Origin of the sequence: Rhodococcus sp. KB6 (genome assembly GCF_001445685.1) — a bacterium.
Lineage (GTDB): Bacteria > Actinomycetota > Actinomycetes > Mycobacteriales > Mycobacteriaceae > Rhodococcus_F > Rhodococcus_F qingshengii.
The window spans coordinates 1-26,625 of the sequence record NZ_LNAK01000023.1 but is presented as its reverse complement, the minus strand read 5'-3'; the positions used below and the strand labels follow the sequence as shown (position 1 = coordinate 26,625).

Annotated in this window: 24 protein-coding genes, 1 tRNA gene and 1 pseudogene; 6 read left to right on the top strand and 20 right to left on the bottom strand. The window is 60.4% G+C overall.

Translation table 11 applies throughout. The annotated features are described in order from the left end of the window. The first annotated feature begins 569 nt into the window (after positions 1-569). The gene (locus ASU23_RS04545) at positions 570-800 is read left to right on the top strand and encodes a PLD nuclease N-terminal domain-containing protein (RefSeq protein ID WP_007726301.1); all 231 of its coding nucleotides are present in this window, start codon (positions 570-572) and stop codon (positions 798-800) included. Here the strand turns inward: ASU23_RS04545 and ASU23_RS04540 are convergent. The 8 genes from ASU23_RS04540 to ASU23_RS35075 all read right to left on the bottom strand — a co-directional run bounded on the left by ASU23_RS04540 (position 788) and on the right by ASU23_RS35075 (position 8,119). Then, complete coding sequence (locus ASU23_RS04540) at positions 788-1,729, bottom strand: antibiotic biosynthesis monooxygenase (RefSeq protein WP_042448793.1); 942 nt, start codon at positions 1,727-1,729, stop codon at positions 788-790. The genes ASU23_RS04545 and ASU23_RS04540 overlap by 13 nt on opposite strands. A 1-nt stretch (position 1,730) precedes the next feature. Then, positions 1,731-3,131, bottom strand: a complete 1,401-nt coding sequence (locus ASU23_RS04535) for an amidohydrolase family protein (RefSeq protein ID WP_003945240.1) — start codon at positions 3,129-3,131, stop codon at positions 1,731-1,733. A 69-nt stretch (positions 3,132-3,200) separates the two neighbouring features. Beyond that, positions 3,201-3,899 carry a CPBP family intramembrane glutamic endopeptidase gene (locus ASU23_RS04530; protein ID WP_051720844.1) on the bottom strand — a complete coding sequence of 233 codons (699 nt, stop codon included), beginning with the start codon at positions 3,897-3,899 and terminating at the stop codon, positions 3,201-3,203. 153 nt (positions 3,900-4,052) lie between these two features. Continuing rightward, positions 4,053-5,036 carry an iron-siderophore ABC transporter substrate-binding protein gene (locus ASU23_RS04525; protein ID WP_058037415.1) on the bottom strand — a complete coding sequence of 328 codons (984 nt, stop codon included), beginning with the start codon at positions 5,034-5,036 and terminating at the stop codon, positions 4,053-4,055. An 89-nt stretch (positions 5,037-5,125) separates the two neighbouring features. After that, positions 5,126-5,605, bottom strand: a complete 480-nt coding sequence (locus tag ASU23_RS04520; RefSeq protein ID WP_003945229.1) for a VOC family protein — start codon at positions 5,603-5,605, stop codon at positions 5,126-5,128. Between the two features lie 85 nt (positions 5,606-5,690). Continuing rightward, positions 5,691-6,623 carry an alpha/beta hydrolase family protein gene (locus tag ASU23_RS04515; RefSeq protein WP_253741203.1) on the bottom strand — a complete coding sequence of 311 codons (933 nt, stop codon included), beginning with the start codon at positions 6,621-6,623 and terminating at the stop codon, positions 5,691-5,693. 50 nt (positions 6,624-6,673) lie between these two features. Then, on the bottom strand, positions 6,674-7,678 hold the full coding sequence (locus ASU23_RS04510) for an alpha/beta hydrolase family protein (RefSeq protein WP_058037413.1): 1,005 nt from the start codon (positions 7,676-7,678) through the stop codon (positions 6,674-6,676). 315 nt (positions 7,679-7,993) lie between these two features. Continuing rightward, positions 7,994-8,119 carry a hypothetical protein gene (locus ASU23_RS35075; RefSeq protein ID WP_019744544.1) on the bottom strand — a complete coding sequence of 42 codons (126 nt, stop codon included), beginning with the start codon at positions 8,117-8,119 and terminating at the stop codon, positions 7,994-7,996. Positions 8,120-8,390: 271 nt separating this feature from the next. Between ASU23_RS35075 and ASU23_RS04505 the strand changes: the two genes are divergently transcribed. Both ASU23_RS04505 and ASU23_RS04500 read left to right on the top strand, forming a co-directional pair. Beyond that, positions 8,391-9,512 (top strand): winged helix DNA-binding domain-containing protein, encoded by a 1,122-nt coding sequence (locus ASU23_RS04505; RefSeq protein WP_058037412.1) that lies wholly within the window; start codon positions 8,391-8,393, stop codon positions 9,510-9,512. Between the two features lie 114 nt (positions 9,513-9,626). Then, positions 9,627-11,324: a fumarate hydratase gene (locus ASU23_RS04500; RefSeq protein WP_058037446.1), complete on the top strand. Its 1,698-nt coding sequence runs from the start codon at positions 9,627-9,629 to the stop codon at positions 11,322-11,324. A 60-nt stretch (positions 11,325-11,384) separates the two neighbouring features. On the opposite strand, the gene ASU23_RS04495 is transcribed toward ASU23_RS04500, so the two are convergent. From ASU23_RS04495 to ASU23_RS04465, 7 genes are all read right to left on the bottom strand, one after another. Beyond that, entirely contained in the window at positions 11,385-11,735 is a 351-nt protein-coding gene (locus tag ASU23_RS04495; RefSeq protein WP_003945214.1) for a hypothetical protein, read from the bottom strand. A 52-nt stretch (positions 11,736-11,787) separates the two neighbouring features. After that, complete coding sequence (locus ASU23_RS04490; protein WP_058037411.1) at positions 11,788-12,351, bottom strand: mismatch-specific DNA-glycosylase; 564 nt, start codon at positions 12,349-12,351, stop codon at positions 11,788-11,790. Positions 12,352-12,371: 20 nt separating this feature from the next. Next, positions 12,372-13,700 carry a WS/DGAT domain-containing protein gene (locus ASU23_RS04485; protein WP_058037410.1) on the bottom strand — a complete coding sequence of 443 codons (1,329 nt, stop codon included), beginning with the start codon at positions 13,698-13,700 and terminating at the stop codon, positions 12,372-12,374. A 32-nt stretch (positions 13,701-13,732) separates the two neighbouring features. After that, positions 13,733-14,209, bottom strand: coding sequence for an SRPBCC family protein (locus tag ASU23_RS04480; RefSeq protein ID WP_058037409.1), 477 nt, complete (start codon positions 14,207-14,209; stop codon positions 13,733-13,735). A gap of 75 nt (positions 14,210-14,284) precedes the next feature. Then, entirely contained in the window at positions 14,285-14,650 is a 366-nt protein-coding gene (locus ASU23_RS04475) for a VOC family protein (RefSeq protein ID WP_058037408.1), read from the bottom strand. Continuing rightward, positions 14,647-15,033 carry a phage holin family protein gene (locus ASU23_RS04470; RefSeq protein WP_003945275.1) on the bottom strand — a complete coding sequence of 129 codons (387 nt, stop codon included), beginning with the start codon at positions 15,031-15,033 and terminating at the stop codon, positions 14,647-14,649. The genes ASU23_RS04475 and ASU23_RS04470 overlap by 4 nt, the downstream gene beginning before the upstream one ends. 40 nt (positions 15,034-15,073) lie before the next feature. Then, positions 15,074-16,039 carry an L-lactate dehydrogenase gene (locus ASU23_RS04465; protein ID WP_058037407.1) on the bottom strand — a complete coding sequence of 322 codons (966 nt, stop codon included), beginning with the start codon at positions 16,037-16,039 and terminating at the stop codon, positions 15,074-15,076. Positions 16,040-16,146: 107 nt separating this feature from the next. Here ASU23_RS04465 and ASU23_RS04460 point away from each other — a divergent pair, with 107 nt between their 5' ends. Then, positions 16,147-16,989, top strand: coding sequence for a PE-PPE domain-containing protein (locus tag ASU23_RS04460; protein ID WP_037126338.1), 843 nt, complete (start codon positions 16,147-16,149; stop codon positions 16,987-16,989). A gap of 95 nt (positions 16,990-17,084) precedes the next feature. Beyond that, positions 17,085-18,149 carry a glycerophosphodiester phosphodiesterase family protein gene (locus ASU23_RS04455; RefSeq protein ID WP_042921042.1) on the top strand — a complete coding sequence of 355 codons (1,065 nt, stop codon included), beginning with the start codon at positions 17,085-17,087 and terminating at the stop codon, positions 18,147-18,149. A 296-nt stretch (positions 18,150-18,445) separates the two neighbouring features. Here ASU23_RS04455 and ASU23_RS04450 read toward each other — a convergent pair. Then, positions 18,446-18,521 (bottom strand) — tRNA-His (locus ASU23_RS04450). Positions 18,522-18,709: 188 nt separating this feature from the next. On the opposite strand from ASU23_RS04450, the gene ASU23_RS04445 reads away from it, so the two are divergent. Beyond that, positions 18,710-19,672, top strand: coding sequence for a pseudouridine synthase (locus ASU23_RS04445; protein ID WP_058037406.1), 963 nt, complete (start codon positions 18,710-18,712; stop codon positions 19,670-19,672). 425 nt (positions 19,673-20,097) lie between these two features. Here the strand turns inward: ASU23_RS04445 and ASU23_RS04440 are convergent, their stop codons facing one another. From ASU23_RS04440 to ASU23_RS04425, 4 genes and pseudogenes are all read right to left on the bottom strand, one after another. Then, positions 20,098-23,139 carry a type I restriction endonuclease subunit R gene (locus ASU23_RS04440; protein WP_058037405.1) on the bottom strand — a complete coding sequence of 1,014 codons (3,042 nt, stop codon included), beginning with the start codon at positions 23,137-23,139 and terminating at the stop codon, positions 20,098-20,100. Beyond that, on the bottom strand, positions 23,136-24,317 hold the full coding sequence (locus tag ASU23_RS04435) for a restriction endonuclease subunit S (RefSeq protein WP_058037404.1): 1,182 nt from the start codon (positions 24,315-24,317) through the stop codon (positions 23,136-23,138). Before ASU23_RS04435 ends, ASU23_RS04440 begins: the two co-directional genes overlap by 4 nt. After that, the gene (locus ASU23_RS04430) at positions 24,314-25,120 is read right to left on the bottom strand and encodes a hypothetical protein (protein ID WP_156423098.1); all 807 of its coding nucleotides are present in this window, start codon (positions 25,118-25,120) and stop codon (positions 24,314-24,316) included. Before ASU23_RS04430 ends, ASU23_RS04435 begins: the two co-directional genes overlap by 4 nt. Next, positions 25,107-26,540: pseudogene (locus ASU23_RS04425) on the bottom strand (type I restriction-modification system subunit M); the annotation flags it as partial. The pseudogene ASU23_RS04425 and the gene ASU23_RS04430, both read right to left, overlap by 14 nt. Positions 26,541-26,625: the final 85 nt, after the last annotated feature.

Here is a 26,625-nt window from a genome sequence, read left to right as displayed (position 1 = left end):
CTGCTCATGCGATGTGCTCCTGTCGAAGATACGGTCCAGAGGATTGCCGCCACGTGAGTGGCTGCTGGCGATAAGAGTAGAGGCCTTCCGTTACTTCCGCGACACCAAATGTGTCCGGGACGTTACATTTCGACCCCTTCGGGGCGCGGACATACACACAGGTAACACCCACCGGCAGTGATCAAACTGTCACCTAAGGACGATTTATTGACGTATTCCGAACATCGTTCCCGATAACAGCTATCTCGCAGCATCAAACCTGTAGGCGGACCACAAGATTGGCAAGCCTTACTTAACAGAGAGGGCGTTGCTCCCGCTAGAGGGCGTACCAGCAGATTGGCCAAATCCCCCGCGGCAATGTAGCCACGCGAGCTTAGTGCGGGCGCAAACATTCAGCCACAGTTCGAGTTAGCGAGATCTTTACGCCGAAAACGACCGGCCCGACGGCCCGCGGGACCGTACCTATCGGTCATCATGGTGACGCTATTCACACTGATTTGAGGAACTCCCGGCACCGATAACAACCGGCTCTCGACACCGATTGGACGTTCGAGGGCACAGTGGAGTTCATGAACCTCACAAAGAAGAAGTCCTGGAGTGAGCTGTCACCCGCGCAACGCCGCGTCGTCGCCGTGCTCGCAACGATTCAGTCCCTGTTGGCGATCGCCGCGTGGACAGACCTGGCGCGACGCCCTGCCAATACGGTCAACGGCAGCAAGAAGAAGTGGGCGGCGATCATCTTCGTCAACTTCTTCGGACCGCTCACCTACTTCCGCCGAGGCCGGATTCAGTCGAAGTAGTCCCAGAACTGCAGCCACTTCACGGAGGCGAAGAGCGTCAGAGTCACGACGTACACCGCAATTACCGCCGCGACGCCGCGCCAGTTGGTGCGGGGAACGGCGCCGTCGACCGGGTCCAGCCAATGACGGAACCATCTCGTGACCGTCGGCATCAGGAACCACGTCATGGCGCCGACGCTGACTATCTGGCTCAACCACATCGACAGCCACGGCGGCGCTCCGATCCCGTCGAGCAACGGCCCGAGAAACCTCGACAGCGTCATCACCGTCGGATAGAGGACGAGCAGGATGATCATCGCCGTCTTCCAATTCGGCGTCGCGCGAGTCTGCCCGTTCTCCGTACGCAGAATGGTGCCGAACGGTGTCGACCGCGTGGTCTCGGTGAAGTCCTCGGCCAACTCGGCCCGCAGTTTCGGTAGTGCTGCGGCCCTCTCGGGCGACGCCATCCACACCGCCAACTGCTGCTCTGTCCGAAACCGAAGGACGGACTTCCACTGGGTGGAGTCGGTGACCGACCGCAACAACATCACCGACTCGTAGCCGGAGAATCGCGAACTGAGATCGATGAGGTGTCGTTGCGTTCGCAGAAACTCGTTCTCCTTACCCACGACGACGGCGTGGTCGTACACACCGATACCGGGCGGCGGCAGCACGCCGTCGATCAGAACGAGATCACTCGTCTGCGCCAGAATTCCCGTTGCAGCAGCTGATCTTTCGAGATCGCGGCGATCAGTCGACTCCAGCCAACGATGAAGATCGTCGGCACTGTCGAACGTGACGGACACGCCGTGCGACACCGGTTCCGGTTGATCACTGATGCCACAGCTCAGGTAGCCGTCGAATCGACCGGCGGTCTCGGCCGCACGCTCGACCCACGCCCGGAATCCCGAACTCGTTCGGTGGTACCCGGTGATGGCAGTTGCGGACACGTCAGCCCGATATCCGGCGCCCTTGCACGTACACGTGCGCAATCGCGGGCTCGCGCATCGCCATCAGGAGCCCGAAGAGCGTCTGGTCGCGGGCGAGTATCGGATCATCCGAACGCGTTCCGTAGTTGACGAGCCCGGCGAGCGGCGGCCACCCGGACGGATCGATCACCAGGAAGTCGGCCTCTTTGCCCTCGTCGAAGTTGCCGATCCGGTTCTCCATGTCCAGCGCGCGAGCACCGGCGAGTGTTCCGGTGAACAGCAGTTCGGCAGGGTGCATCGACACTCCGTCGTCGCCGGCTTCGGAGATGTGAACCTTGAAGGCGTCGCCGAGGACTCGGGTGAGCAGGCACTCGTCGCCGCCACCGAAGTCCGATCCGATCGCGATGTTGACCCCTGACGCAACGGTTCGTTTCCACGGCATGGTGCCGGAGCCGAGAAACTGCTGGGAAGTAGGGCAATGTGCGATCGAGGTTCCGGTCTCGGCCATTCGTGCGAGTTCGGAGTCCTGGCAGTGCACCGAGTGCGCGAGTATCGCGCGTGGACCCAGGAAGCTCTTTCCGCCGACCTGTGAGCCGGGGAGGAACTTGCCGTCGTACGTGTCGAGATAGGTCTCGACCTCGTACTCGGCGAGTGTGGTCGCCACCTCGCCGGTTCCGGGCCGATTGTTCTCGTTGAGATGACTGTGGAAGTAGACGCCCCGGTCACGGACGGAGTCGTACAACTCCCCCAAGTCCTTCAGCGTCCGTGTTGTCACCGCGAGAGAGAAGCGGGGAACCACTGCGACGTGAATGAGCGCAGTGTTCACGTCGCCGGTGTCGGCCGCGTGCCACTTGTCGATCTCCTCGCGGGTGAGTCTGATCGCGTCCTCTTCTGAGGTGATCAGTGCAGCGGCGGAGGCCGGGCCGGTGGTCTGAATCCCGCGTCCGCTGACCACTCGAAGGCCGCGTTCCAGAGTTTCCGAGAACAGGGCGTCCTGCGCGTGCGGGAAGGCCGATCCGAACACCATCGCGGCCGTGGTTCCCGTGGCGATTCGGCGAGCGCAGAAGGCCTCGGCAGCGTGCTGGGCGAATTCCGGATCAGCGAATCTCGATTCGGAGGGAAAGACGCACAGGTCGAGCCACTCGAGGAGTTGGCCGCCGCCGTAGGCGTCGCCGGCGTAGGTCTGCGGGAAATGAATGTGTGCATCGACGAATCCGGGCAGCAGGAAACCCGGTCGGTGGTCGTGAATTTCGCCGCCCGCGAGGTCTCCGGGGAGCGATTCGAATTCTCCGCAGTAGACGATCGTTCCGGCATCGTCGATCGCCAAGACGCCGTCGGGGATCGAGACGAGCGACTGCGCCGCATCCTCTACCGTCGGACGACCGGAGATGTGGAAGACATGGCCTCGATGAAGGTGCGTCACTTACTGAGCAAAGCACAAAACTACCCGGCGCCGCGCGGCGAATGCTGTCCTTTTTGTCAGATATTGGGATCAAGCAAGAGTTGCATGCCAAACAAGAGCCGCAGCCAGCGCACCTGCACCGTTCAACGACCAATGCAGAGCAATCGGCGCAATGAGGCTGCCGCTGCGATGACGAAGCCAGGTGAATACGAGACCGGCCGCAGCGGTGGCGAGAACAGCTCCGAGGATGCCGGCGACCTGGCCGACGACTCCGGTACCGAGAAAGCCGGACAGCCCTTCGTTACCACTGGTCAAACCCATCGAAGACGCGATGTGCCACAGTCCGAACATCAGAGAACCGGCAGCGGCGACGCCGCGGAATCCACTGACCCGGTTCAACGTGCCGTGCAGGACGCCACGGAAAGCCAACTCTTCGGGAATGACGGTCTGCAGCGGGATCACGATCATCGACGCGACGATCGCGCCGGAAATTGTGGCGTAGCGATCCGCCATGAAGAAGGGGCGTGTGAGCGGAAGCAACGCGCCGACGGCGACAACGGTCAGGACCAGGCCGACGGCGGCAAGGGCGTACTTCGAACCCCGTCGGAGATCGCGAGGGGACAGCCCCAATTCCGCCCAACCCATTCCCCGGCGCTTGGTGAGCGCCAACAGGACGAGAGCAGAGATGGGTACCGTCGCGATGCTTGCCCAGGCGGTGGTGAAATGCGCGATCAGATTGGTTCCCACCAGCACCACGATCACAACAGCGATATCCACGTATGCATGCATCCGCGGAAAACGAGGAGCGGTCGCTTCGATCTCCACTGGGCCGCCGCTCGTTAGCTGAAAGTTCACTTTGTCCAGTGTACCGGCGCACGAGAACTGCCCGCCACTGTTTGCGAACACGCTCACAGTGACGGGCAGGTCCCGAAACAGCTCTGATCAGGCGCCGAGCGTGCTCGCAAACTTCGGAACGGCGTTGTCGATTGCGTAGGTCAACCCCGGTACCGAGCCACTCGAGAACGCATTGACGAGTGCCGGGTCATCGAGGATCAACAGATGTCCCTCCTGAGCCGACGGGATTGCGCGCAGTAGCGGATCGTTCGCAAACGCACTGCTGTCGAGGAAGATCGGAAACAGCACCGTGAGATCCGCGTCGAACAGGTTCAGGTTCTCGTTGGCGACCGGGATGTAGAAGTTTCCGGTGGCTTTTTCGGTGATCGCCGTCGGGATCGTGAAGCCGAGGCGGGTCATGAAGTCTGCGCGTGCGTCGCCGGGTACGTACGCGCCGTAACCATCGGAACTGTAGGCGCCGACGGCCGCTGTCTTACCCGCAAAGCTCGGATTGGCGGCAATTGCAGCGTCGAACTTGGCGTTGAGGCCGGACAGTAGCGCCTTTCCTTCTGCTTCCTTGCCGAGAGCCTTCGCGACGAGTTCGGTCTGCTGCTCGACCGTCGTCCCGTAGGCCGTGGCGAGACCTGGAGGCGGCCCGACCGTCGGCGCGATGGCACTGAGCTTGTCGTAGGTGGCCTGCGTGTTGTCGCTTCGCGTCCACAGAATGAGGTCCGGTTCGAGCGCGATGACGTCTTCGACGCTCAAGTCCATCGTTCCGAGGATCTTCGGGTCCGTGGTGAACTCGTCCGCAATCCAGGGTCCGACGCCCTTGCCACCGAACGCCATCCAGTCCGCGACACCGACCGGCTGTGTTCCGAGGGCAAGTGCCGTCTCGGCGTCCGACCAACCGAGCGCGACGACGCGCTGCGGGTTGGCCGGGACCTCGACGTCGCCGAACATGGTCGAGACGGTTGCTCCCGCCTCCGCGGGTGCGTCAGCGCTGTCGCTGCTGCAGCCGGCAAGTCCGGCGACGGCGAGCGAGGCGGCCAAGGCGGTGACTGCAACCTTCATTCGAGAGACTTTGATTCGCATGGTTACCAGCACTCCTCCAACGCTCCAGCGAGAATTAGGGAAGGCTAGCATCAGCTAACGAAGGCTGTCGCCCATCGGCCAGATCGTGTTCAGGACGCGTCTGCGGCCCGTTCGAGCTCCGCGATATCGATCTTCTTCATCTTCATCATCGCGTCCGTGGCGCGTTGCGCCTTGGCCCGATCCGGATCCTTCATCAGTTCGAGAAGGCGATTCGGGACTACCTGCCAGGACAATCCGAACTTGTCCTTGGCCCATCCGCACGGGCCCTCTTCCCCACCCTCGGTCAGCCTGGACCAGTAATGATCGACCTCAGCCTGATCGACGCACGGAATCTCGAAAGACACTGCTTCCGAGAACGTGAACATCGGTCCGCCGTTCAATCCGGTGAATCGCTGACCGTCGAGCTCGAAGCTGACGGTCATCACCGATCCCGCCGGCATTCCGGAAGGCGATCCCTCGACGTATCTTTCGATTCCCAGGATCTGCCCGGAACCGAACACCGAGATGTAGAAGTTGGCTGCTTCTTCTGCTTGGTTGTCGAACCACAAACAGGGAGTGATGGAAGGCATGTTCTGTCCTTGTCGGAGAGGTTACGAAACAGGTGTACAGGGTTATAGACCCGGCCCGAACCGGAAACTCATCGCAAGGAATTACTCAAGCCGACAACGCAGAGTCAAGCATCGGCCAGGAGCGAACGAGTTCGTCGCGCCAGTACGGCCAACCGTGCGTCCCCACCGGTTGAGCGCTGCGGGTGACATCGACTCCGCGATCACGCAACACCTGAGTGATCTGGTCGGTGCACAGGTTCGATCCCAGTTCCATGACCCCGCCGACGACCAATACCCGGCCCAGGGCAGGAGTATCGAGAGTTTCGTGCGGACCTGGTAGTCCCGATCCCGAGGCGAGATACACCTTGGTGCCGCGCAGCTTGTCGGCATTGGCGAAAATGTCGTGCTCTTGCCAAGCCTCACTGCCGGCCGGACCCCACATCTGCTCCGAACGGGCATTTCCGTTGATCACCACAAGATCGGTCAACGCCTTGCCGAATCCTCCGACGGTTGTGTAGCAGCCGCTGTAGCCCGCGACCGCGTCGTACAACCCGGCCGAGCGTTGGGCCAGGATCAGCGCGGCTTCTGCACCCATCGAGATCCCGCCGATTGCGTTGTGCCCGTTGGTGGCGAACCTCGTGTCGATCAGTGGGGGAAGCTCTTTCGTCAGGAATGTCTCCCACTTCAGACGACCGAATTTCGGGTGGTCTTCCTGCCAATCGGTGTACATGGTGCCGGTTCCACCGATGGGGAGTACGACGTTCACATTCTTGTCGGCAAAGAACGGGACGATATCGCCGTTAGCCGGGGCCAACCAGTTGTTCTCTTCGATCTGCCCGGAATTGCCGTCCAGGAGATACAGCGTCCCGCGCGGTTCCGAGCGGTCGGCAGGAAGCAGCACTTTCACCGCCATGGTGCGCCCCATGGCGGGACTCGCGACGTCGAGAAGCACCAAGCGCGAAGACAGTTCGGTGACACTCGTTATCTGCGGAGTCTCGTCGGCGAGCGCGGTCGAAGGCGGCGCCAGTACTGAAATCAAGGCGAGCGCGCCTACGAGAACGACGCTTCGAAGACTTGCTCGTTGGGGCCTCACACGCCGAGCGACGCGGCGATCATCGGCCACGAGTCGTGTAAGTCGTCTTCCCAGTATCCCCATGAATGCGTTCCTGCCGGCTTGAAGTTGTAGCGAATGTTGTTCATACCCAATGCGTTCGTCCTGTCCGCAAGCTGGGTGGTGCAGTAGTGAGTTGCCGCCTCGATTCCGCCACCGAGAACAAGCTGCAACGCCAAATCTGTGACGTCGTTGTCGATCCGCGGATCGGCAAGTGTGTCGTACGGACCCGGAATTCCGGTTGCGGTTGTGATGTACATCGGGATTCGAGGTAGCTTGTCCGCGTTGACAACCGGATCGTGAGCCGGCCAACCCGGACCATCGTACGGACCCCACATGTTTTCCGCGTCACCCCCACCGACGGCGACCACGAGTTTCACGAAGTCCTGCCCGATGCCCGGACTCGTCATCGCGCACCCGCTGAAGGACCCGACACTGTTGTACAGCGCGGGCGCCGCCATAGCCAGATCCAGTACCGACGTGCCTGCCATCGACAGGCCTGCCAGTGCGTTCTCGCCGGTCGTCCCGAACGTCGAATCAATGACTGGCGGTAGTTCTTCCGTCAGGAACGTGGTCCACATGTTGACCCCGTTGTTGTTGCCGGATTTCGCGAGGCCGGGGTCCGGCCGCTCCCAATCGGTGTAATAGCTGAATGCTCCACTGAGAGGGGTGACCACGTTGACATGCTTGTCCGCGAAGAACTTCGGTGCGTCGGTCCGCACCGACCACGTCGCGTCGTCTTTTCCTCCGTCTACTCCGTTGAGTAGGTAGAGCGTCGGAGCAGGCGTCGAAGTATCAGCCGGCCGCAAGACCTGCAACGGAATGTCGCGCCCCATCGACGGTGAGTACACCGAGATGTCGACCAGCCTGCTGTCCGCCGACTGAGCGTGACCTGGTGCTGTGAGGAGCTGGAACCCACACACTGCCGTGGCCAACGCCACGAAGACACGGAAAACCGTTCGTAACGCACGAGTCTCGATCATCCGGGTCACTCTCTTCGGCAGCGGAACCTTTCGAACGGTACCGCCTGAAACAGGCAAACCCGACGTGATCGGAAATACTCGATCCGGTCGACACGGAAAGGCTCACGCACCGAGTGCGTGAGCCTTTCTCGTCAGACGACGCTTACTTGGGCGTAACCGTGCCGCCGCTGAGCGTGGTCAGTGCGTCGACGAGACGCTGACCGAGGTTGTTGACGCTTCCGATGGCTTCACCGAGAGATCCCATGAGTTTCCTCCTGCAGTTTGTCGAAATTGAAGTAACTACACCCGGAGCGGGCGTGGCAATGTCGCGCTGAATTAGGGGGTGGGGTCCTTGGAGATGGTCTCTACCGATCCCATGAAGGTCTTGAGCAGACCGTCAGCGCTGAACAGTGATCCCAGGCCCTGAACAACAGCGCCGAGAATTCCTTCCATTGAACCCATGTGAATCTCCTTGAGAGGTCAGAGGTCAGCTGCCAAAAGCACCCGACAGTGCTGTGACAGCTGCGTCACATCTGTAATGTATCCGTGACGTGGGTAACAGTAATCATACGAACGACCAGTTGGCAAAGGATTCCGACAATGGGGTCATTATTTCGACTAATAAGGTCTGCTACTGAAAAAATTCCGGCCAATCGGTCGAATTTGACCAATTCTGTCGCCGCATTGATCAACCGCCCCAAATCCTGCGGTTACCCACCAGTAAACTGAAATCATGTCTAGCGCAACCTCACTCACGCAGGTAGCTAATTTCCGGTGGCACCGCCATCAACTCGACCGAGCGGTTATCGGTGACGCCGATCACAGCGATTGCAGCATTCTCGATCTCGGGATTCAGAACACCGGACCTGACGGAGCCGCCTGGGCCCTGCGGATCCGCGGCGTCCGCGTCGACGCCACTGAGCTCGCTCTTGCCTGGACGTTGCGCGGAGCCCCCCACTATTACCGTCGGGGCGACCTGCCTGCCGTCGCCGCCGCCACGTCGCCGTTCAGCGAAGCCGATGCAGCCAAGCGCATTTACGACGCGAATCGGCCCCTGAAGGCCGCCGGCATCCCGACGCTGACTGCCCTGCAAACAGTTGCTGCTGCGATGCGGGACATCGTCTCGAAACCAACCGTCAAGGGCGAGATGTCCGCGCAGTTGACCAACCGAGTGACCGAGCCCTATCTGAGATTCTGCCGCCCGTGCAACGCCACTCATCTGTACGAGATGCCGTTCCGGCTCGCGGCACTCCAGGCAGGCCTCGAGCTACAGCCGGACACATCTCCCCCAGTGCTCGAACGCATTCCGGGTTGGCGCCGACGCCCATTCAGCGCCACGGGCGCAGACGCAGATTCCCGCTTCGACGTGATCCGGGGTTATCTGCGGTTCTACGGCCCCGCGACTCCTGCTCACGTCGCGTCGTTTCTCGATGCTCCGGTCAGGGACGTCAAAGCCCACTGGCCAATCGATGCCGAGGAGATCGAGGTGAACGGCGAGAAGCGGTGGATTCTCGAACAGGACCGCGAAGACTTGTTCGGCTCCCCCACCGATTCGAGTACGCGCTTGCTCGGGCCTTTCGATCCGTATGTACAGCTCAAGGATCGGGAGACCCTGGTTCCCGATCCGACCGCCCAAAAGACGGTGTGGCCGACCCTCGGGCGACCGGGCACGGTGGTGGTCGGTGGCACGATCACCGGATTGTGGCGACCACGAGCATCCGGAAAGAAGCTGAAGGTCGCGATCACCCCGTGGGGAACGTGGTCACGATCGGCCCGCGCAGCAGTGGCCGAGCAGGCCGAAATACTTGCCGAATTTCGCGGCGTCGAGCTCTCCGAACTGGTCGAAGTATCTTGATCGAGCCAGTGGCATCCGGATAATTCCAGCTCACACCCGCCCCGATTCGGAGAAGGAAACCCCCAACGATAACCTGAATGCGACCTTCGCACGCACCCTTGTTCAGGAGAGATGATGGCCGACTTCCTCTATGAGGACCTGTTGCCGATCGGTGATGACACCACCGAGTACCGATTGCTCACCACCGAAGGGGTGTCGACAGTCGAGGGACCGGACGGCCGCACCTTCCTGCAGGTCGAGCCGGAAGCGATGCGCTTGCTGACTGAAACGGCGCTGCACGACATCTCTCATTACCTGCGCACGGATCACCTGACGCAACTCGCGAGCATCCTCGACGATCCCGAAGCGTCGAACAACGACAAGTTCGTCGCGCTCGATCTGCTCAAGAACGCCAATATCGCCGCTGCCGGCGTTCTGCCGATGTGCCAGGACACCGGAACCGCCATCGTCATGGGCAAGCGTGGACAGCATGTGCTCACCCCCGGCGACGACGAGAAGTCCATTGCCCGCGGTGTCTACGACGCCTACACGCGTCTGAACCTGCGCTACTCGCAGAACGCCCCCATCACGATGTGGGACGAGAAGAACACTGGCAACAACTTGCCCGCGCAGATCGAGCTGTACGCCGATACTGCTGCCGGACATGAGAACTCGTACAAGTTCCTCTTCATGGCCAAGGGCGGCGGAAGCGCCAACAAGTCCTACCTGTACCAGGAAACCAAAGCGATCCTGAACCCCGACTCGATGATGCAGTTCCTCGAGGCGAAGATCCGCTCACTCGGCACCGCGGCCTGCCCGCCGTACCACCTCGCGATCGTCGTCGGCGGTACCTCGGCCGAGTTCGCGATGAAGACGGCCAAGTACGCGTCCGCGCACTACCTCGACGAATTGCCCACCGAAGGCGCCATCACGGGCCGCGGCTTCCGCGATCACGAACTCGAGAAGAAGGTCTTCGAGCTCACGCAGAAGATCGGCATCGGCGCACAGTTCGGCGGTAAGTACTTCTGCCACGACGTCCGCGTCGTTCGACTCCCCCGCCACGGCGCTTCGTTGCCCGTCGCCATTGCGGTGTCCTGCTCGGCAGATCGACAGGCGAAGGCCAAGATCACCCCGGAGGGCGTGTTCCTGGAACAGCTCGAATTCAACCCGGGCCGTTTCCTGCCCGAGGTCACGGACGCTCAGCTCGACGAAGAGACGGATGGCATTTCGGGTACCAGCAAGGGCGCTGCGGTCAAGATCGATCTGACCAAGCCGATGTCGGAGATCCTCGCCGAGCTCTCCAAGCACCCGGTGAAGACTCGTCTCTCCTTGACCGGTCCGCTCGTCGTGGCACGCGACATCGCGCACGCCAAGATCAAGGAACGCCTCGACGCAGGCGAAGAGATGCCGCAGTACCTCAAGGATCACCCGGTGTACTACGCCGGCCCCGCCAAGACGCCCGACGGTATGGCATCCGGTTCGTTCGGCCCGACCACGGCCGGCCGTATGGACTCGTACGTCGAGCAGTTCCAGGCCGCCGGTGGCTCGATGATCATGCTGGCCAAGGGAAACCGCTCCAAGCAGGTCACCGACGCCTGCAACTCGCACGGCGGTTTCTACCTCGGGTCGATCGGTGGACCGGCCGCTCGCCTGGCGCTCGACTGCATCAAGAAGGTCGACATCCTCGAGTACGCCGAACTGGGAATGGAAGCCGTCTGGAAGATCGACGTCGAGGACTTCCCCGCCTTCATCGTCGTCGACGACAAGGGCAACGACTTCTTTGCGCACACCGGTGAAGTGACCCTGACGATCGGCAAGCGCCCGGGTCTGTAGACACGTCAACAGCAAAGAGCCCCGGCGAGTTTCGATCGCCGGGGCTCTTTTGTGTCTTTGTCAGGTCCAGAGCGCGGCCACGAATACGGTCACGATCGACAACCCGCCGACGACGTGTACCAGATTCGGATTGGGCTGGCCCTTCTTCTGCTTCGCCCGGGTGATCTCGGCAAGCGCCACGATGACCAGCGAAAGCACCAGCTTCACAGCGATCTTCGCGTGAATGTAGTTCTTGTCCAGGGCGCCTTCGCCCAACCCGACGATGATCAGGCCGGACACGAACTGCATCCTGGCACCCCACACCATGACCTCGGTGATCGAAGGAGCCTTGAGGACGGTGAAGTAGCTACCGACCAGGGCAGCCATGCCGAGTAGGTGAATCACTACAAAGACGTTGTATAGAACAGACATACAAGCACTTTAACTTGTACCTTGTTCTGGCCGAACGGAACTGCGACTTCTCTCAGAGAATTCCGGCTTCGGATGCGGCGGAACGATATTTCGCTGCCAAGGTGTCCACCGTCTCGTGTGCGTTGAGACCACTGGGATTGGGCACGATCCACAGTTTTGCCCCCTCGAAATCACGGTCCTGACGCCCGGCCTTCGCCTTCTTGTCACCGAAAGCTGTTCGATAGGCGGTGATCCCGGCGAAGGCAACGACTCTTGGATTGGTTGCGCGCACGATGTTTCGGACCCGAACTCCGCCAGTTGCGAGTTCCTCCGACGTCAATTCATCGGCGCGCGCAGTTGCCCGCACCGCCAAATTGGTGATGCCCACTCCCCGATCGATCAGATGCTGTGTGTCAGCGTCCGACATACCCGCGGAAGGATCGATCGCATGCTCGATTATGCCTGCCCGCAGCAGTGCCGGATAGAACCGATTACCCGGTCTGGCGAAATGCGCGCCGGTCGCCGCCGTCCACAGTCCCGGATTGATACCGACGAACAACAGCCGGCAATCCGGCCCGATCAGATCCTCGATCTCGGCGTCTCGGAACGATTCCAGTTCGGCGCGCGTGAATCCCATGCAGCCAGTACATCAGGCCGTCACGACAGCGCTTCGCGCACCTCGTCGATCGCGTCGTGCATCATCTGCTCGTACACATCGATGTCCGGAATCGAGGCCGGACTGCTGGTGATGCTGATCGTCACAGTGTCCCCGATCCCGTGTACGCCGTGGGTCAACGACATGACCGGCGACAAACTCGGGAAGCCCGCTGTGAACCGAACGACGCCGCCTCCGAGCACCAGATCCGCGTCACCGCGCGCGACACTCGACACCACGGTGTTTCCAGTGACCTCGTCGGGTACTGCCGTGAAATCGTATTGCTGCACGCCCCAACGGACCAGCGGGCCGGGAACCGCGTTCAGCGCGAGATCCGACGCTGCGCTGGATGGATGGGACGCACGTGCGCGACGCTCGTCCATCGACTCCCTGATCAATTGGGCTCGCTCACGAAGATCATCGACTTCCGGGAACAGCCCGACACCTGCATTGCGGAAGTGATTGCGCGCCGTGGGTGTACCTGCCTTGGCGATGGTCACCTCAGCTCCCAATTCGGGCGGTACCGAGCCGTCTCGCTCGGTGAGGTAGTTCGCCATCGCTACCGAGATGGCTGTCATCGCTCCGACTGTGACGGATACGCCGTCGCCACGGAAATCGGCGCTGTCCCGCACGACCATGCGCACCAGTCGGTGCGGTCCGGGAGGGATGTTCGAGCGCACCTTCGGACGGCTCGCTGCCTGCGGCGCAACAACTCCCGATTCGGTGTCCGCCTGCAGCTGTAACTGCGCGCGGTGCCCCGCCCGGCCGTCGCGGAACAGCGAAACGAGTTGGCCCGGAAGGCGCAGGGCGGCGCGGCCCAGAATCTCGGCTGATCCGCTACGCCGCACGTCCGTCTTCTGCTTCGCGGGCGGTTGCGGCGAGAACAGTTGGCGAGCAATCGCCGACGCGCGTTTGCCGTCCGCCAGAGAATGAGCGACCTGCAGAACTGCGATCAGCGCCGGGCCACTGCAGCGCGGCACGCCGGTGACGCCGTGAAACAGGTGCAGCGTCCACGGGGACTCGCGCGGGTCGACGTGGTTCTCGAGTAGTTTCTCGATTCCGTGAATGCACGAGAGCCACGAGTTTTCGGGCAGCTCATGCACTCTCACCAAGGAGGCGTCGACCGGCATAGGCTCCCAGAGCGGATAGTCGAGGTGCCACGGTGATTCACGAATCCGAACATTGAGATCCGGAATGAGCGACGCTCTTTCCACCACCGAGCGTCGTAGCTCGTCCATGTGCTGGCTCTGCCCGTCGAAACAGTAGAGCAGCAGCTGATCGTTCGGGATCTTCTCCGAAATCCAGAAGGTTTGGGCATCGGTGGGCGTCATCCGTAACACCGGGAGACGGTACCACCGGCTTGTCAGCTCTTTTCTGCAGCAGCTTTCAGCTGGGACAGGCCCTTCTCGAAATCCTTTCCGGCAAGCTTGTCCATGCTGAAGATGAAACCGAAGATCTTGAAGAACAGATTCTTCTTTCCGGTCATCTTCCACGTCACCTGAACTTCACCGGAATTCGGCGAGATGAGAAACGTGGTGACGTTCTGCGCCTTGAACGGCTTGAGGAAGGCCAGGTCCAAAACTACTCGTTCATTCGGGACGGATTCGGTGATCACCATCGAACCGGAGCCCGCCTTCTTGTTTCCCGCCCAGGCGTACGAAGCCCCGACGCCCGCGTCAGGACCCGCGTACGTACGCTGCATCGCCGGGTCGAGACCTTCCCACGGCGACCACTGAGTCCACTGATGGAAATCGTTGATCAACGCGAAGACGACCGGTGCTTCTGCCTTGACGATCGTCGTACGTTCTACCAGGAATTCGTCGGAATTCTGCGAAGCCATCGTCGATCTCCAATTCTCGGGCGTGACAAGTGTTCGGAATTATCCACGGTCGACGAGATCGGAGCGAGTCGACACTCAGTCCCGCAGGCACAGGCAGAAAAAGTGACCGACCGGGTCGCGGTACACGCGGAAAGTCTGATGCTCCGGAATGTCGGTCACCCGCTGCGCTCCAAGGTTCGTCACCCAAGCCTCGGCGGGGTCGAGAGAATCCACGAACAGATCCAGATGGATCCCGACACCGGAGGTCGGCCAGTCCACCGGAACGAAATCCGGAGCGAGCTGAAACGCGAGCCGTTCCCCGCCGGGTCCTTCGATCACGTGCCAATCATCCTCGTCGCGAACACTTTTCCACTCGAGGACCTGGACGTAGAAGCTGGCCAATGCGGCCGGATCCGGGCAGTCCAGGACTGTGTAGTCCATACCGATGTTCGGGCGCGTCACTGTGCCTTCTTCTCCTGAACTTTCTTACGCACGAACAACAACGGAAGAACCAGCGTCGCAACGGCGGTTACCAGCCACACGACGACGGTTCCCAGAATCCACGTCGAGACACCGGAGATCGACAGATTGGAGAAGAGCGACGCCACCAACAGCGCGACAAATGTCGACACCAATCCGATTCCGCCGAGAAATGCCGGTGCATGGCGCTTTGCCACCGTGGCGATGAACGGCGCCAGGACCGACTGCGCAATCGCAAAGATCACGACCGCAACGATGAATCCGGATGTGGGCGCCGAGAAGCCCGAAAGAATCAACGACGCAACTAGAAGCCCGACAGCGGCAGAACCCAGGAAGATCGCGGCGCGAATCAGGAAGCTGATCATTTGTTGATCCTATATGTCGGATATCAAGGAGAACAGATATTCACAATCCCAGAGATTCCTGCACCTCTCGCAATGTCCGGGCAGAAGATCGGAGCCCCGAAGCCTCCTTTTCCGATAGCGGCACTTCGAGGACTCGGCCGGCACCAGCACGACCAACCATCGTGGGAAGGGACAGGCAAACGTGCTCGAGTCCGTGGACGCCGCTCTGCAAAGTCGACACCGGCAGAACCCGTTGTTCGTCCCGCAACACGACTTCCGCGATGAATGCGCTCGACAATCCGATGGCGAGGTTGGTCGCGCCCTTACCCTCGATGATCTCGTAAGCACTCTCGACTACAGACTTCGCTACTTTCGCGCGTAGGTCGGGGCCGAGGACGCCACCCGACGGTCCCACGAACGAGGTTGCCGGCAATCCGCCGATGGTTGCGCTCGACCAGAGCGGAATCTCGGAATCCCCGTGCTCGCCCACGATGAAGGCATGAACGTTCTCCACCGCGACTCCGAGTTCGGTAGCCAGCAGGAATCGCAATCGGGCCGTGTCCAGCACGGTCCCAGATCCGAAAATTCGGCCGCGGTACGACGGTCCCGCGGCCTGGATCGCTGCGTAGGTCGCCACGTCGACCGGGTTGGTGACGAAGAGAAGGACCGCGTCCGGTGACACCGCCAACAGTTGTTCGGTCAGTGTCTGCGCGATCTTGACGTTCACCGCGGCAAGTTCGAGCCGCGACTGACCGGGATGCTGTTTGGCGCCCGCGGTGACGACGACCAAGTCGGATCCCGCGGTGACCGAGATGTCATCGCCTCCGTCGACAGTGCACGGCGGTGTGAACTGGGTGCCGTGGTTGAGATCGAGAACTTCGGCCCGGACCTTTGCGCTGTTGGTGTCGTAGAGGGCGAGCGCGTCGGCCGATCCGCGTATCAGGCACGCATACGCAATTGCGGTGCCGACGCTTCCCGCACCGACAACGGACACTTTTCGTCTGGATGAACGATTCGGCGTCGTCATGGGTAAATGGTGCTCGCTCGATAACGATTTCGCAGTACAACGGATTGCCAGTCTCTTCTCAGGGTTTGGATGCAGACCTCTCAGAATCGACGTGGATGATCGCTGACATGGCTGAGGTAACCGTTCTTGCAGTTGGCGGCACCGGCGAATCCCACGTCGGCGACCACGGCGCCCGTGTGCGCGGACTCCTCAGTGCCGTCACAGACGAACTCGACAGTCGATTCGATTCTCGCTGGGTCGCTTATCCCGCATCGTACGGTCCGGTCGCCGACGGTGGCCTGAGCTTTCGGCACAGCACCGCGATGGGTGTGAAGGCCCTCACCGCCGAAATCGCACAGACAGACGGCCCGGTCATGCTGATCGGATACTCACAGGGATGCACCGTGATCCGCTCGGCTCTTCCGACGCTGAACCGCGCCAACATCATCGGAGTCGGACTGATCTCCGATCCTCAACAACCGGCAGGCGTGATCGAAGGTTGTGAGGGACACGGAGTTGCCGGCGACGGACCCGAGATCCAGCCGTGGATTCCGGTCAAGTGGATCGGGCACCCGCAGGACATGATCTGTAATGCCAGCGACGACAGCTACATTCGCGACATCGCAGACTTGACGCGCTGGATGTCCTTCTCGCAGGCACGCGTGTGGGCAGGAAAGGTTTGGGAACTACTTCGTAGCAATGCTTTCCAGAATGCGCAGAAGACTCGTTTCAGTCCGAAACAGTGGCGTACCGATCTACGACGTATTCGCACCGCGTTCCTCGAAGTACTTGGCTACCTGCCGACGAAGTTGAACCTGAACCGATTTCAGCTCAAGAACCCTCGCGGCGGTAGACACATCAGCTACGCGATCGAACCTCTCGACGAGAGCGGACTGACCGGGTGTGAGCTTCTGGCGTCGTGGATGAAGGTCCACGCGAGCGGCGTCGGGCAGCGCATTCACGCGGCCTGACCTTTACCGTTAGTTTACCTAACGAACCCCGGGGAGCCATTCGACGCCTCTACGTTCCTTTCATGCAACTGAGCAGAATATTGTCGTGTGCCGCCGTGACCGTCGCACTCCCCCTCACCGCCCTGGCGGCCCCGGCCGGCGCATCGCCAACCGGCAGTCTCGACTGGTCCGGTTCGTTCGGTAGTTCAGCACCCCAGCCGGTTTCGACGTTCGACGTCCAAGCCCACCGCGGCGGGCTCGGCCTGTACACGGAAAGCAGCCTGGCCGCGTTCGCGAATGCCCTCGAAATGGGCGTCAGCACACTGGAACTCGATACCCAGATCACCGAGGACGGGATCGCTGTCGTCACGCACGATCGTAAGATCTCGAACAAGAAATGCCTCGACACCGAGCCCGCAACTGCGGGTGACCCGGAGTTCCCGTACGTCGGCAAATTCGTCAACACGCTGAGCCTGCAGCAGATCAAGACCATGGACTGCGGCACTCTCCCCCTTGCCGGATACCCTGAACAGCAGAATGTTCCGGGAGCGAAAATGCAGACGCTCGAAGAAGTGCTTGCCCTGGTGAAGTCGTACAACGCACCCGGAATCAAGCTCAACATCGAGACCAAGGTGGAAGCGGGAGCGCCTCACGAGACCGCCCCGCGTGAGCAGTTCGTCTCTGTAGTCCTCGATACGATCCGGGCAGCCGGATTGTTGGACAGCGTCACCATTCAGAGCTTCGACTGGGGCTCGCTCATGCTCACCCGTCAACTCGCGCCGAGTGTCCCCGTCGTTGCGCTCACAAACGGCGACTTTCTCCAGGTAGGCAAGGACGGAGCGTCACCGTGGCTCGGCGGTCTGGACATCGATGATTTCGGTGGCGACGGCATCGCGGCGGTAGCAACCTTTGGTGCCTCCGCCTACTCCCCCGTCCAAGGAACTCCGCAGGGCGGAAAGGTCGGGGATCCCGGTTTCACCCTCTATCCGACAGCCGACATGATCGCGAGCGCACATGCGCGTGGCATGAAGGTCATCCCGTGGACCGTCGATGATCCCGCCACCATGCACGCCCTGATCGACCTCGGTGTCGACGGGATCATCACCGACTACCCCGATCGTCTCCGAGCCGTTCTGGCCGAGCGAGGCATGCCACTACCTGCACCTGCGGTCAAGAAGTAGCCTCCACCGCGCACCGAAGCAGGTACCTGAACAGGTACTACGGCCGATGTCCCCGGGGTCCCGTCGGCCGCATCCTGGACAGGTACTTGCTCGGGTGATCGGAGGTGAATTCTGATGATGTCTTTGAAGGATCAGTTGGACAACTGCGAATACCTACTTGCCGACGCGGAAATGGCGGGTGACTGGAATGCGGTCCGGCGATTCAGGGAATACCGGCTCAGGCTCGTTCGACAACTGTGCAGGCAAAGGGCCGCCGGCCTCTGCGCCTAGAGGCCCGACCTCAACCGTATCTGAGCTGGTCCCTCTGGGCGGTTACGATCCGCCGTCGCCCGAGTCACAGTCGGGTGCTCTCACCAATTGAGCTACAGAAGGTATGGCCCGCAGTGCTTTTCGACTGCGATCTTTCTCTGCCGAACCATACGGGCCCGCATCTCTTCCGCGCTACTGATTTTCGAGTAGACGATCTACACCGACCACCGCTGTGAGTTCGGTTTCCGCGTCCCCGCGGGGACGTCCCCGTCGAGGCCACACCGAATCACCGCTGACCAGTAGTCGATGGGATGATGACCTGCGTGTCCATGTCCCCACCGCTGCCCGTCAAGAACGGGGTTGGCCCGACGCGCCTACGCATCCCGCTCTCGGGGCCGTGGGCGACGATCGCCGAGTACGTCGTAGCCAAGTTCGACCATCTGGACGCCGAGAACCTGTATCGGCGGTTCGACGACGGCGAGTTCGTGGATACCGACGGCCACTCGATCTGCCTGAACACAGAACTCAGCGCGCACCGGTTCGTCTGGTACTACCGTGAGTTGCCGGCGGAGGACCCGGTGCCGTTCCACGAGGAGATCCTGCACAGCGACGACGATCTCGTCGTCATCGACAAGCCACATTTTCTCCCGACCACTCCGAGCGGGCGATACCTGCGTGAGTCGGCGCTCATCCGCCTGCGGGTTCGTCTCGACAACCCAGATCTGACCCCGATCCATCGACTCGACCGCGGCACCGCAGGAGTGGTGATGTTCTCGGCCCGCCCCGCGACGCGCGGCGCGTACCAGTCACTGTTCGAGAAGCGTCAGGTCACGAAGGTCTACGAGGCGGTGTCGGCGCGACCGACCCGGCGGGGCCGGGATCCACCAGCGCTCGACGTCCCTCTCGTTTACCGCAACCACATCGAAGCTCGACGCGGCGAGTTGCGAGTCGTCGTCGACGACAGCCGTGAACCCAACTCCGAGACCATGATCGAGGCGCGAGGGACGGGCGTGAGCGCCTCCGGACGTGCCGTGCTGCACACGGTTCTACGTCCGCGCTCCGGACGAATGCACCAGTTGCGGGTGCATTTGGCGGCTCTCGGCGCCGGGATTCTGGGCGACCGGCGATACCCCGACCTACTTCCCGACGCCCCAGACGATCATTCCCTCCCACTCCAATTGCTCGCGAGGGAACTCGAATTCACCGATCCGTTGTCGGGGAGACCGCAGCGGTTTATGACAAGTCGGTCGCTCAGCGAGATGCCAGTGGGGTGACGACCGGAAGCCGGCTTAGGCGTTGAAGCGGAACTCCACCACATTCCAGCACGGAGCAATCTCTAGTGGCATTGCTTCGTAGGTCTGCGCGAGACTGGGCGGGTTGCCGCCGTTTACTGGAGCGAAGACGCTAGGGACGAGGACTCGAAGCCGTGATCCCGATACACCTTCTACGAGGTTTCCACGGATACGCCAAGGTACGACCGTGCTGATGCGTAACGAGACGAAGGACGCTGCAGAAGGAGTGCGGCGGTGATTGACGACTCCGTTCCATGGAAAGCGGCCCTCGGTCGGATCGCTGTCGATGTCGAGAGGCGGGCGGGCCAGAAACGATGGACGGGGCCGAATGGGCTTCCTTCAGCACCAGTGCCCGCACAGAATCACCTTAGGCAAAACGTCCGTGCTTTCAGCAACCATATGGCAGGCTACTCCCCTGGCCCTACGCCAAGGCCGAAGAACCGCTCGAAGAACGCACCGAGCTTCTCGATCACTCGTCGCTTCTTCTCACTACGGCCCCCGCCAGCAGAAAACCGAGAGACCGGCGGCAGCACCTTCGTTATCGCCGTCCCTCCGGCCCGGACCTGCCCGTCATGGAACGCCTTCTCGACGAACACCCGGGTGGCGTCGGGCCGGAGGTTTTCCTCGACGATGAGCGCCTCGAGCTCAGCTTCGCGCTTGGATGCGATGAAGTTCCGCCACTCCTCGTCTAGCTCGCCGTCGACGGAGAGAGCGTCAACGAAGTCCTCAATGAGATCCTTTTTGTTGCGCAGCGTCGGGCTGGCATCGACGGCGCGAGCGATCTCTGCACGGACCTCTTTGTCATCGCCGTCGCCATGTTCGTCGCGATACTTCTGGACGAGCATCAGGATGTAGTCGACGTTGATCTCGACCTGCCTGATCAGTTCAATCTCGAAGACGACGTCGTCGTTGATCTGCTCCTTGTCAGCGTTCTTATCCTTGCGGAAGTCCGCATAGAGGTCGAGGTACACGCTGCGGTAGTCCTGCCCTTGGCGATCCGTCAGGATCTCGTGACCGGTGAACTCATCGAACGAGGTCAGGATGTTCTGCAGGCGCAGGATCGCGCCAAATAGCTTGATGAAATCCTTCTGCGCGGACTCACCGAGGATCGGCTGACCAAGGGAGAACGTGGTCAGCAACTCCGAGACTTTATCGGCGTAATCGTCGTAGTACTCGCCGTACGGCTTCAGCAGGACGACGCCCCGCGCGTCCTTGTTCCCGAAAAGGGCTATCGCGTCGTTGGTCTCCTCTTCGAGATCACGGAAGCTGACAATGTTGCCATATGTCTTCACCGAGTTCAGAATCCGGTTGGTACGGGAGTACGCCTGGATCAGCCCGTGCGCGCGCAGATTCTTATCAACGAATAGGGTGTTCAGTGTGGTCGCGTCAAACCCAGTCAGGAACATGTTCACGACGATGACCAGATCGATCTCTCGCTGCTTGAGCCTGAGGGAGAGGTCCTTGTAGTAGTTCTGGAATCGGTCGGCTGACGTGTCGAACGAGGTCCCGAACATGTCGTTGTAGTCCTGGATCGCATCTTCCAGGAACGATCGCGCATCAACGCTCAGCGCGCCGGGGTCGAACTCTTCCTCATCGAGCGCGCCATCCTGCATGGCATCGTTCGCACCGTACGAATAGATCAAGCCAACCTTCAACCGTTTGTCAGACGGCAGATCTTCCTGCTCAATCTGAAAGTGGTTGTAGTAGATACGGGCCGCCTCGATCGATGCGGTCGCGAACAGTGCGTTGAATCCCCGCACGCGCCGCTCACCGAGCGTGTAATGCTCGACACGCTTCGTCTTCTGGTCGAAATGATCGAGCGTGTAGCCCACGACCTGACTGATCCGCTCAGGAGAGACCAGCGCCTTCTCAGTATCGATCGCGGAAACCTGCATGTCGACCACGTTGCCGACCTTGACGGTATTGACGTAGTCGATACGGAAAGGCAGGACGTTCTTATCGGTGATCGCGTCCACGATCGTGTACGTATGCATCTTCTCCCCGAAGGCCTGTTCGGTAGTTCTCAGCTGCGGATTCCCGCCACTTCCGGAGTTCGCCGCGAAGATTGGTGTGCCAGTGAAGCCGAAGAGGTTGAACCGCTTGAACGCCTTCGTGATCGAAGCGTGCATGTCGCCGAACTGCGAACGATGACACTCGTCAAAGACGATCACCACGTGGCCGTCGTAGATCCCGTGACCCTTGTTCGCCCCGATGAATGTGGAGAGTTTCTGGATCGTCGTGATAATGATCCGCGCACCTGGATCTTCGAGCTGCTTCTTCAACACTGCCGTCGAGGTGTTGGAGTTGGCAGCGCCCTTCTCGAACCGGTCGTACTCGCGCATCGTCTGATAATCGAGGTCTTTGCGGTCTACGACGAAGAGGACTTTGTCTACGCTCGGCAGCTTCGACGCGAGCTGAGCGGCCTTGAACGATGTCAACGTCTTGCCCGACCCGGTCGTGTGCCACACATACCCACCCGCGGCGACGCTGCCGAGAGTTTTGTAGTTGATCGAGACATCGATCCTCTGCAGGATCCGCTCCGTCGCGACGATCTGGTACGGGCGCATCACCAGCAGCATTCGGTCGGCTGTGAGCACGCAATACTTCGTCAGCACGTTCAGCAGCGAGTGCTTGGCGAAGAACGTCTTCGCGAACGCCGTCAGGTTGGCGATCGGCTTGTTCTGCGCGTCAGCCCACCACGAGGTGAACTCGAACGAGTTACTAGTCTTCCGAACCCGTTTCGCGCCCGAGGTTTCGCTCAGGTGCTGCCGGCGCGTCGTGTTCGAGTAGTACTTTGTCAGCGTGCCGTTCGAGATCACGAACAGCTGCACATACTCGAAGAGACCGGTGCCTGCCCAGAAGCTGTCGCGCTGGTACCGGTCGATCTGGTTGAACGCCTCGCGGATGTCCACCCCTCGACGCTTGAGCTCGATGTGCACCATCGGCAGACCGTTCACCAGCACCGTCACGTCGTACCGGTTTGAGCGGGCGGAGCCGCCGTCGCCTCGGCCGACCTCGTACTGGTTGATCACATGCAGGCGGTTGTTGTGAATGTTCCGCTTGTCGATCAGCACGATGTTCTTCACCGAACCGTCATCACGCTTCAAAAGCTGAACATGATCCTCCTGGATCCGCACGGTCTTCTCTATGATGCCGTCGTTCGCGCCGGCGATTCGCTCCGAGAAGAACTGCTCCCACTCAGAATCGGAAAACATCAAAGAATTCAGGGCTTCAAGCTGGGTGCGGAGGTTTGCGACGAGTTGCGCTTCGCTCGAAATCGGCAGGAACTCGTACGCCTGCGATTGCAACAGCCGGATCAGCTCACGCTCAAGCTCCGCCTCCGATTGATACGACGCCGCCGTCGCGGTGTCTGGGATGTACTCAGCAACGACCGTGCTCTCGGAGGAAACCACGATCGGATCAAACTTCCGTGGAGTCGCGTCACTCATGTTGTGACCTCCTCGAAAGTCAGCAGCCGGTCGCGGTAATACTCGAACTGCTTACGACGCGCGGCAAGCTCGGCAGGAAGACCGACGCTGATGTTGTTCACTAGAGCGTCAAACTTGTCCAACGTCTCAACGATGCGTGCCTGCACAGGGCGGGGTGGTACAAGAATCGTTGCTCGAAGCAGGTTGGCGTTGTAGAGACGCTTGATCGTCCCCCCATCTGTTGCCCACGGGACCACCCGGTACCAGTGCTTCAGATATGCGTTCGAGACGATCGACTCATCGTGATCGAGCCACACGATGTTCGAGTCCTGGAAGTAGGCGGATTCACCGTTGTAGGTCACAGCACGACCGATGGTTCCCGCGGCCGAGATGAGAACATCCCCGGGTCTCGGGAATGAGTACTTCGCACGATAACTGTCGAATAGTCCACGGGAAATGAACGCATCAGGCTCACCACCAAACGTCCCGATCTTGAAGAACGGAACCTCACCAGTGTCGCTTGTCTCGTTCTTAAAAATGCGCTTGCACATGGCCACACGACCAATATCGCCAAGCACATATTCTTCGGCCTCGCCTGGCGCGAACGAAAGCAAACGCCTGAAGTAGTGGTCGTACTGAGCGCGGCGGGCTTCCAGCTCCGCTTCCAGCTCCGCTTCCAGCTGAGTGAACTGATCCAATACCCGCACGATCTCCTGCTGCACCTCGAGAGGAGGAACGGGAATTCGATAGTTCAGGATCGCAGCCTTATTGCCACGTGGCATTTTCGCGCCCTTAGCATGCTGCATGTTGTACGCGAAGAATCCGTCTGAAGATAGCAGGTAATAGAGAAATTCGGGCGCGAAGGATTGCTGCGCAATCTTTTTAATACGTATAGCGAGCACGTCGCCACTACATCCGCCAGCATTTGTTGCAAGCCAAACCTTCTTGAGATAGGGGCGAATGTTGCCTAGCAAGATGTCTCCGGGCTCGTAGCCAGTCAGACGCACTGTGTTCGGCAGATAGCTAGCATCCACTCGTCCACCCTTATCCGCGACAAGGTTGTCCACACCCACGAACGAAGTCTCGTCGAGCTCAGAGGCATCGACCCGCGTGGTTGAGTAACTCGCGACTTCCGAGAGCGCGACGTGAAGAACGTTATTCGGAGACATTTCCGCAATCAACTCGTCGATGCGACTCATGACGCTCTCCCTTCAGTTGGTTGCCCTACCTTTGAGGGCCATCCGAGAGACGTGATAGCTTCGGCGAGCTCTTCGCGGTTACGGACATTATTCACAATTCCAAGAATGAGCCTGCGGCAAGGATCGTATTTCTCAAGCGCCCGCAACTCGTCGGAATCTCCGTGTATGACCTCACTGAGTTCGCTGAACAGCGTGTAACCGTCTTCTGAAAATTCTGAGGGGATGATGTGGCTTGTGGCGTCAACTTCCGCGAGTAACGAGCGGAAGTCCCTTCTCTTGCCGTTACTGCGTCGCGTCGAGAGCCCGACCGCATCCGCTGCTTGTGATGTCACGGCCTCGAATATCTTCCGCAAGTAGACCATGGCACCTGCCCCAAGGCTGTCGTCAAACGCAATCTGCGCCCGCTCGAACAGGTCATCGATTTGTTCAACTCGCAAGCCTTGGTTGGCTGCGACATCGCGCCGATTCTCCGTAAATCGCTGTAAGTTGACCTCAGGGGCCTGCGAGTACAGATCGTCCCCACATCCCACTAGGAACCAGGCTTCAGTACCTGATTCACATCCGGAGCAACGAAGTGCAACATCGATGCTTAATACCGACTCAGCAGAGATCAGACATGAGAGAGCCTCGCCCGAAACGAAGCTCCTGGTGTCTCCGCACGACAAACAGTAGTGATTCCTGACAACCCTACCGACGCTTATCGGCTTCCGCTTGCCCCAAGCTATCTTCCGATATCCAAGAAAGTTCTCAACTTGCGCACTGGTGGTGTCTGGAGCGTTGTTGAGAAGCTCAGAGAGACGCATCTCTACTCCCTTCCAGATCAGCAACGATCTCGTCGATCGACACTCGCAGCTCAGCCTGACGATCGACGATCCGCGCGATCTCCGCGTTCAGCTCCGCAATATTGATGACCTCTCGGGTGTCCTCCTGCTCAATGTAAGAGGACACAGCGATGTTGTAACCGTTCGCCGCAATGTCTTCGTTCGGCACCAGCTTAGCAACGTGGTCGATACCTTCACGCAGCGTGAAGGTATCGAGGATGTGCTTCTGATTGGTCTCCTTTAGCTTGTTCTTGTTGCCACTGCGCTTGAACTCGGCAGAGGCGTCAATGAAGAGCACCGCGTTGTCATTCTTGGATTTCTTGAGCACGATAATGCAGGTCGCGATCGTGGTGCCGAAGAACAGATCCGGTGGGAGCTGGATGACGGCATCAACGTAGTTGTTGTCGATGAGGTATTTCCGGATCTTCTGCTCTGCTCCCCCGCGGTATAGCACCCCGGGAAACTCGACGATCGCCGCGGTGCCGTTGACGGCGAGCCACGAGAGCATGTGCATCGTGAACGCGAGGTCAGCCTTCGACTTCGGCGCGAGCACGCCAGCCGGCGCGAACCTAGGATCGTTGATCAGCAGCGGGTTCGCGTCTCCATCCCACCGAATCGAGTACGGCGGGTTGGAGACGATCGCCTCGAACGGCTCGTCGTCCCAGTGCGCAGGGTCAATGAGTGTATCGCCATGCGCAAGGTTGAACTTCTCGTAGTTCACGTCGTGGAGGAACATGTTGATCCTGGCGAGGTTGTACGTCGTCAGGTTAATCTCCTGACCGTAGAAGCCTTGGCGCACGTTCTCCTTGCCGAGCACCTTAGCGAACTTCAGCAGCAGCGACCCCGAGCCGACGGCCGGGTCGTACACTTTGTTCACTTGGGTCTTACCGACCACAGTGATGCGGGCGAGCAGTTCGGAGACCTCTTGCGGCGTGTAGTACTCACCACCGGACTTCCCAGCGCTCGACGCGTACATCTGCATGAGGTACTCGTAGGCGTCGCCGAACAGGTCGATCGAGTTGTCCTCGAAGTTTCCCAGCGGCAGATCGCCGATAGCGTCGAGCAGCTTGACGAGCTTTTCGTTGCGCTTCGCGACCGTAGGGCCGAGCTTGGAGCTATTCACGTCTAGGTCGTCGAACAGGCCCTTAAGGTCATCCTCGGCATCCGTGCCAAGCGCGGAGCCCTCAATGTTCTTGAACACGCGAGCGAGCGTCTCGTTCAGGTTCGCGTCGTGCAGAGCACGCTCCCGCACGTTCTGGAACAGCTCGGACGGGACGATGTAGAAGCCTTTCTCGTCCACGGTCTCCTCGCGGCCATACTCGGCGTCCGAGTCCGGGAGTCGCGTGTAGTCAAAGCTCGCGTCGCCTGGAGCAATGATCAGAACCTGTGGATGGTTCTCGGCGAGGCGGCGTGAGTGGGCGCACCTTCCCGGGAATGATCTGAAATTCCATCAGCTCTGATCAGGACCGGCGTTGGCGCGCTGGTTC

Bases quoted from the DNA above. Each gene is read 5' to 3' on its own strand.
- ASU23_RS04545 (WP_007726301.1), top strand. From the start codon at position 570: ATGAACCTCACAAAGAAGAAGTCCTGGAGTGAGCTGTCACCCGCGCAA.
- ASU23_RS04530 (WP_051720844.1), bottom strand. From the start codon at position 3,899: ATGCATGCATACGTGGATATCGCTGTTGTGATCGTGGTGCTGGTGGGA.
- ASU23_RS04525 (WP_058037415.1), bottom strand. From the start codon at position 5,036: ATGCGAATCAAAGTCTCTCGAATGAAGGTTGCAGTCACCGCCTTGGCC.
- ASU23_RS04520 (WP_003945229.1), bottom strand. From the start codon at position 5,605: ATGCCTTCCATCACTCCCTGTTTGTGGTTCGACAACCAAGCAGAAGAA.
- ASU23_RS04510 (WP_058037413.1), bottom strand. From the start codon at position 7,678: ATGATCGAGACTCGTGCGTTACGAACGGTTTTCCGTGTCTTCGTGGCG.
- ASU23_RS35075 (WP_019744544.1), bottom strand. From the start codon at position 8,119: ATGGGTTCAATGGAAGGAATTCTCGGCGCTGTTGTTCAGGGCCTGGGA.
- ASU23_RS04505 (WP_058037412.1), top strand. From the start codon at position 8,391: ATGTCTAGCGCAACCTCACTCACGCAGGTAGCTAATTTCCGGTGGCAC.
- ASU23_RS04500 (WP_058037446.1), top strand. From the start codon at position 9,627: ATGGCCGACTTCCTCTATGAGGACCTGTTGCCGATCGGTGATGACACC.
- ASU23_RS04495 (WP_003945214.1), bottom strand. From the start codon at position 11,735: ATGTCTGTTCTATACAACGTCTTTGTAGTGATTCACCTACTCGGCATG.
- ASU23_RS04490 (WP_058037411.1), bottom strand. From the start codon at position 12,351: ATGGGATTCACGCGCGCCGAACTGGAATCGTTCCGAGACGCCGAGATC.
- ASU23_RS04485 (WP_058037410.1), bottom strand. From the start codon at position 13,700: ATGACGCCCACCGATGCCCAAACCTTCTGGATTTCGGAGAAGATCCCG.
- ASU23_RS04480 (WP_058037409.1), bottom strand. From the start codon at position 14,209: ATGGCTTCGCAGAATTCCGACGAATTCCTGGTAGAACGTACGACGATC.
- ASU23_RS04470 (WP_003945275.1), bottom strand. From the start codon at position 15,033: ATGATCAGCTTCCTGATTCGCGCCGCGATCTTCCTGGGTTCTGCCGCT.
- ASU23_RS04465 (WP_058037407.1), bottom strand. From the start codon at position 16,039: ATGACGACGCCGAATCGTTCATCCAGACGAAAAGTGTCCGTTGTCGGT.
- ASU23_RS04460 (WP_037126338.1), top strand. From the start codon at position 16,147: ATGGCTGAGGTAACCGTTCTTGCAGTTGGCGGCACCGGCGAATCCCAC.
- ASU23_RS04445 (WP_058037406.1), top strand. From the start codon at position 18,710: ATGATGACCTGCGTGTCCATGTCCCCACCGCTGCCCGTCAAGAACGGG.
- ASU23_RS04440 (WP_058037405.1), bottom strand. From the start codon at position 23,139: ATGAGTGACGCGACTCCACGGAAGTTTGATCCGATCGTGGTTTCCTCC.
- ASU23_RS04435 (WP_058037404.1), bottom strand. From the start codon at position 24,317: ATGAGTCGCATCGACGAGTTGATTGCGGAAATGTCTCCGAATAACGTT.
- ASU23_RS04430 (WP_156423098.1), bottom strand. From the start codon at position 25,120: ATGCGTCTCTCTGAGCTTCTCAACAACGCTCCAGACACCACCAGTGCG.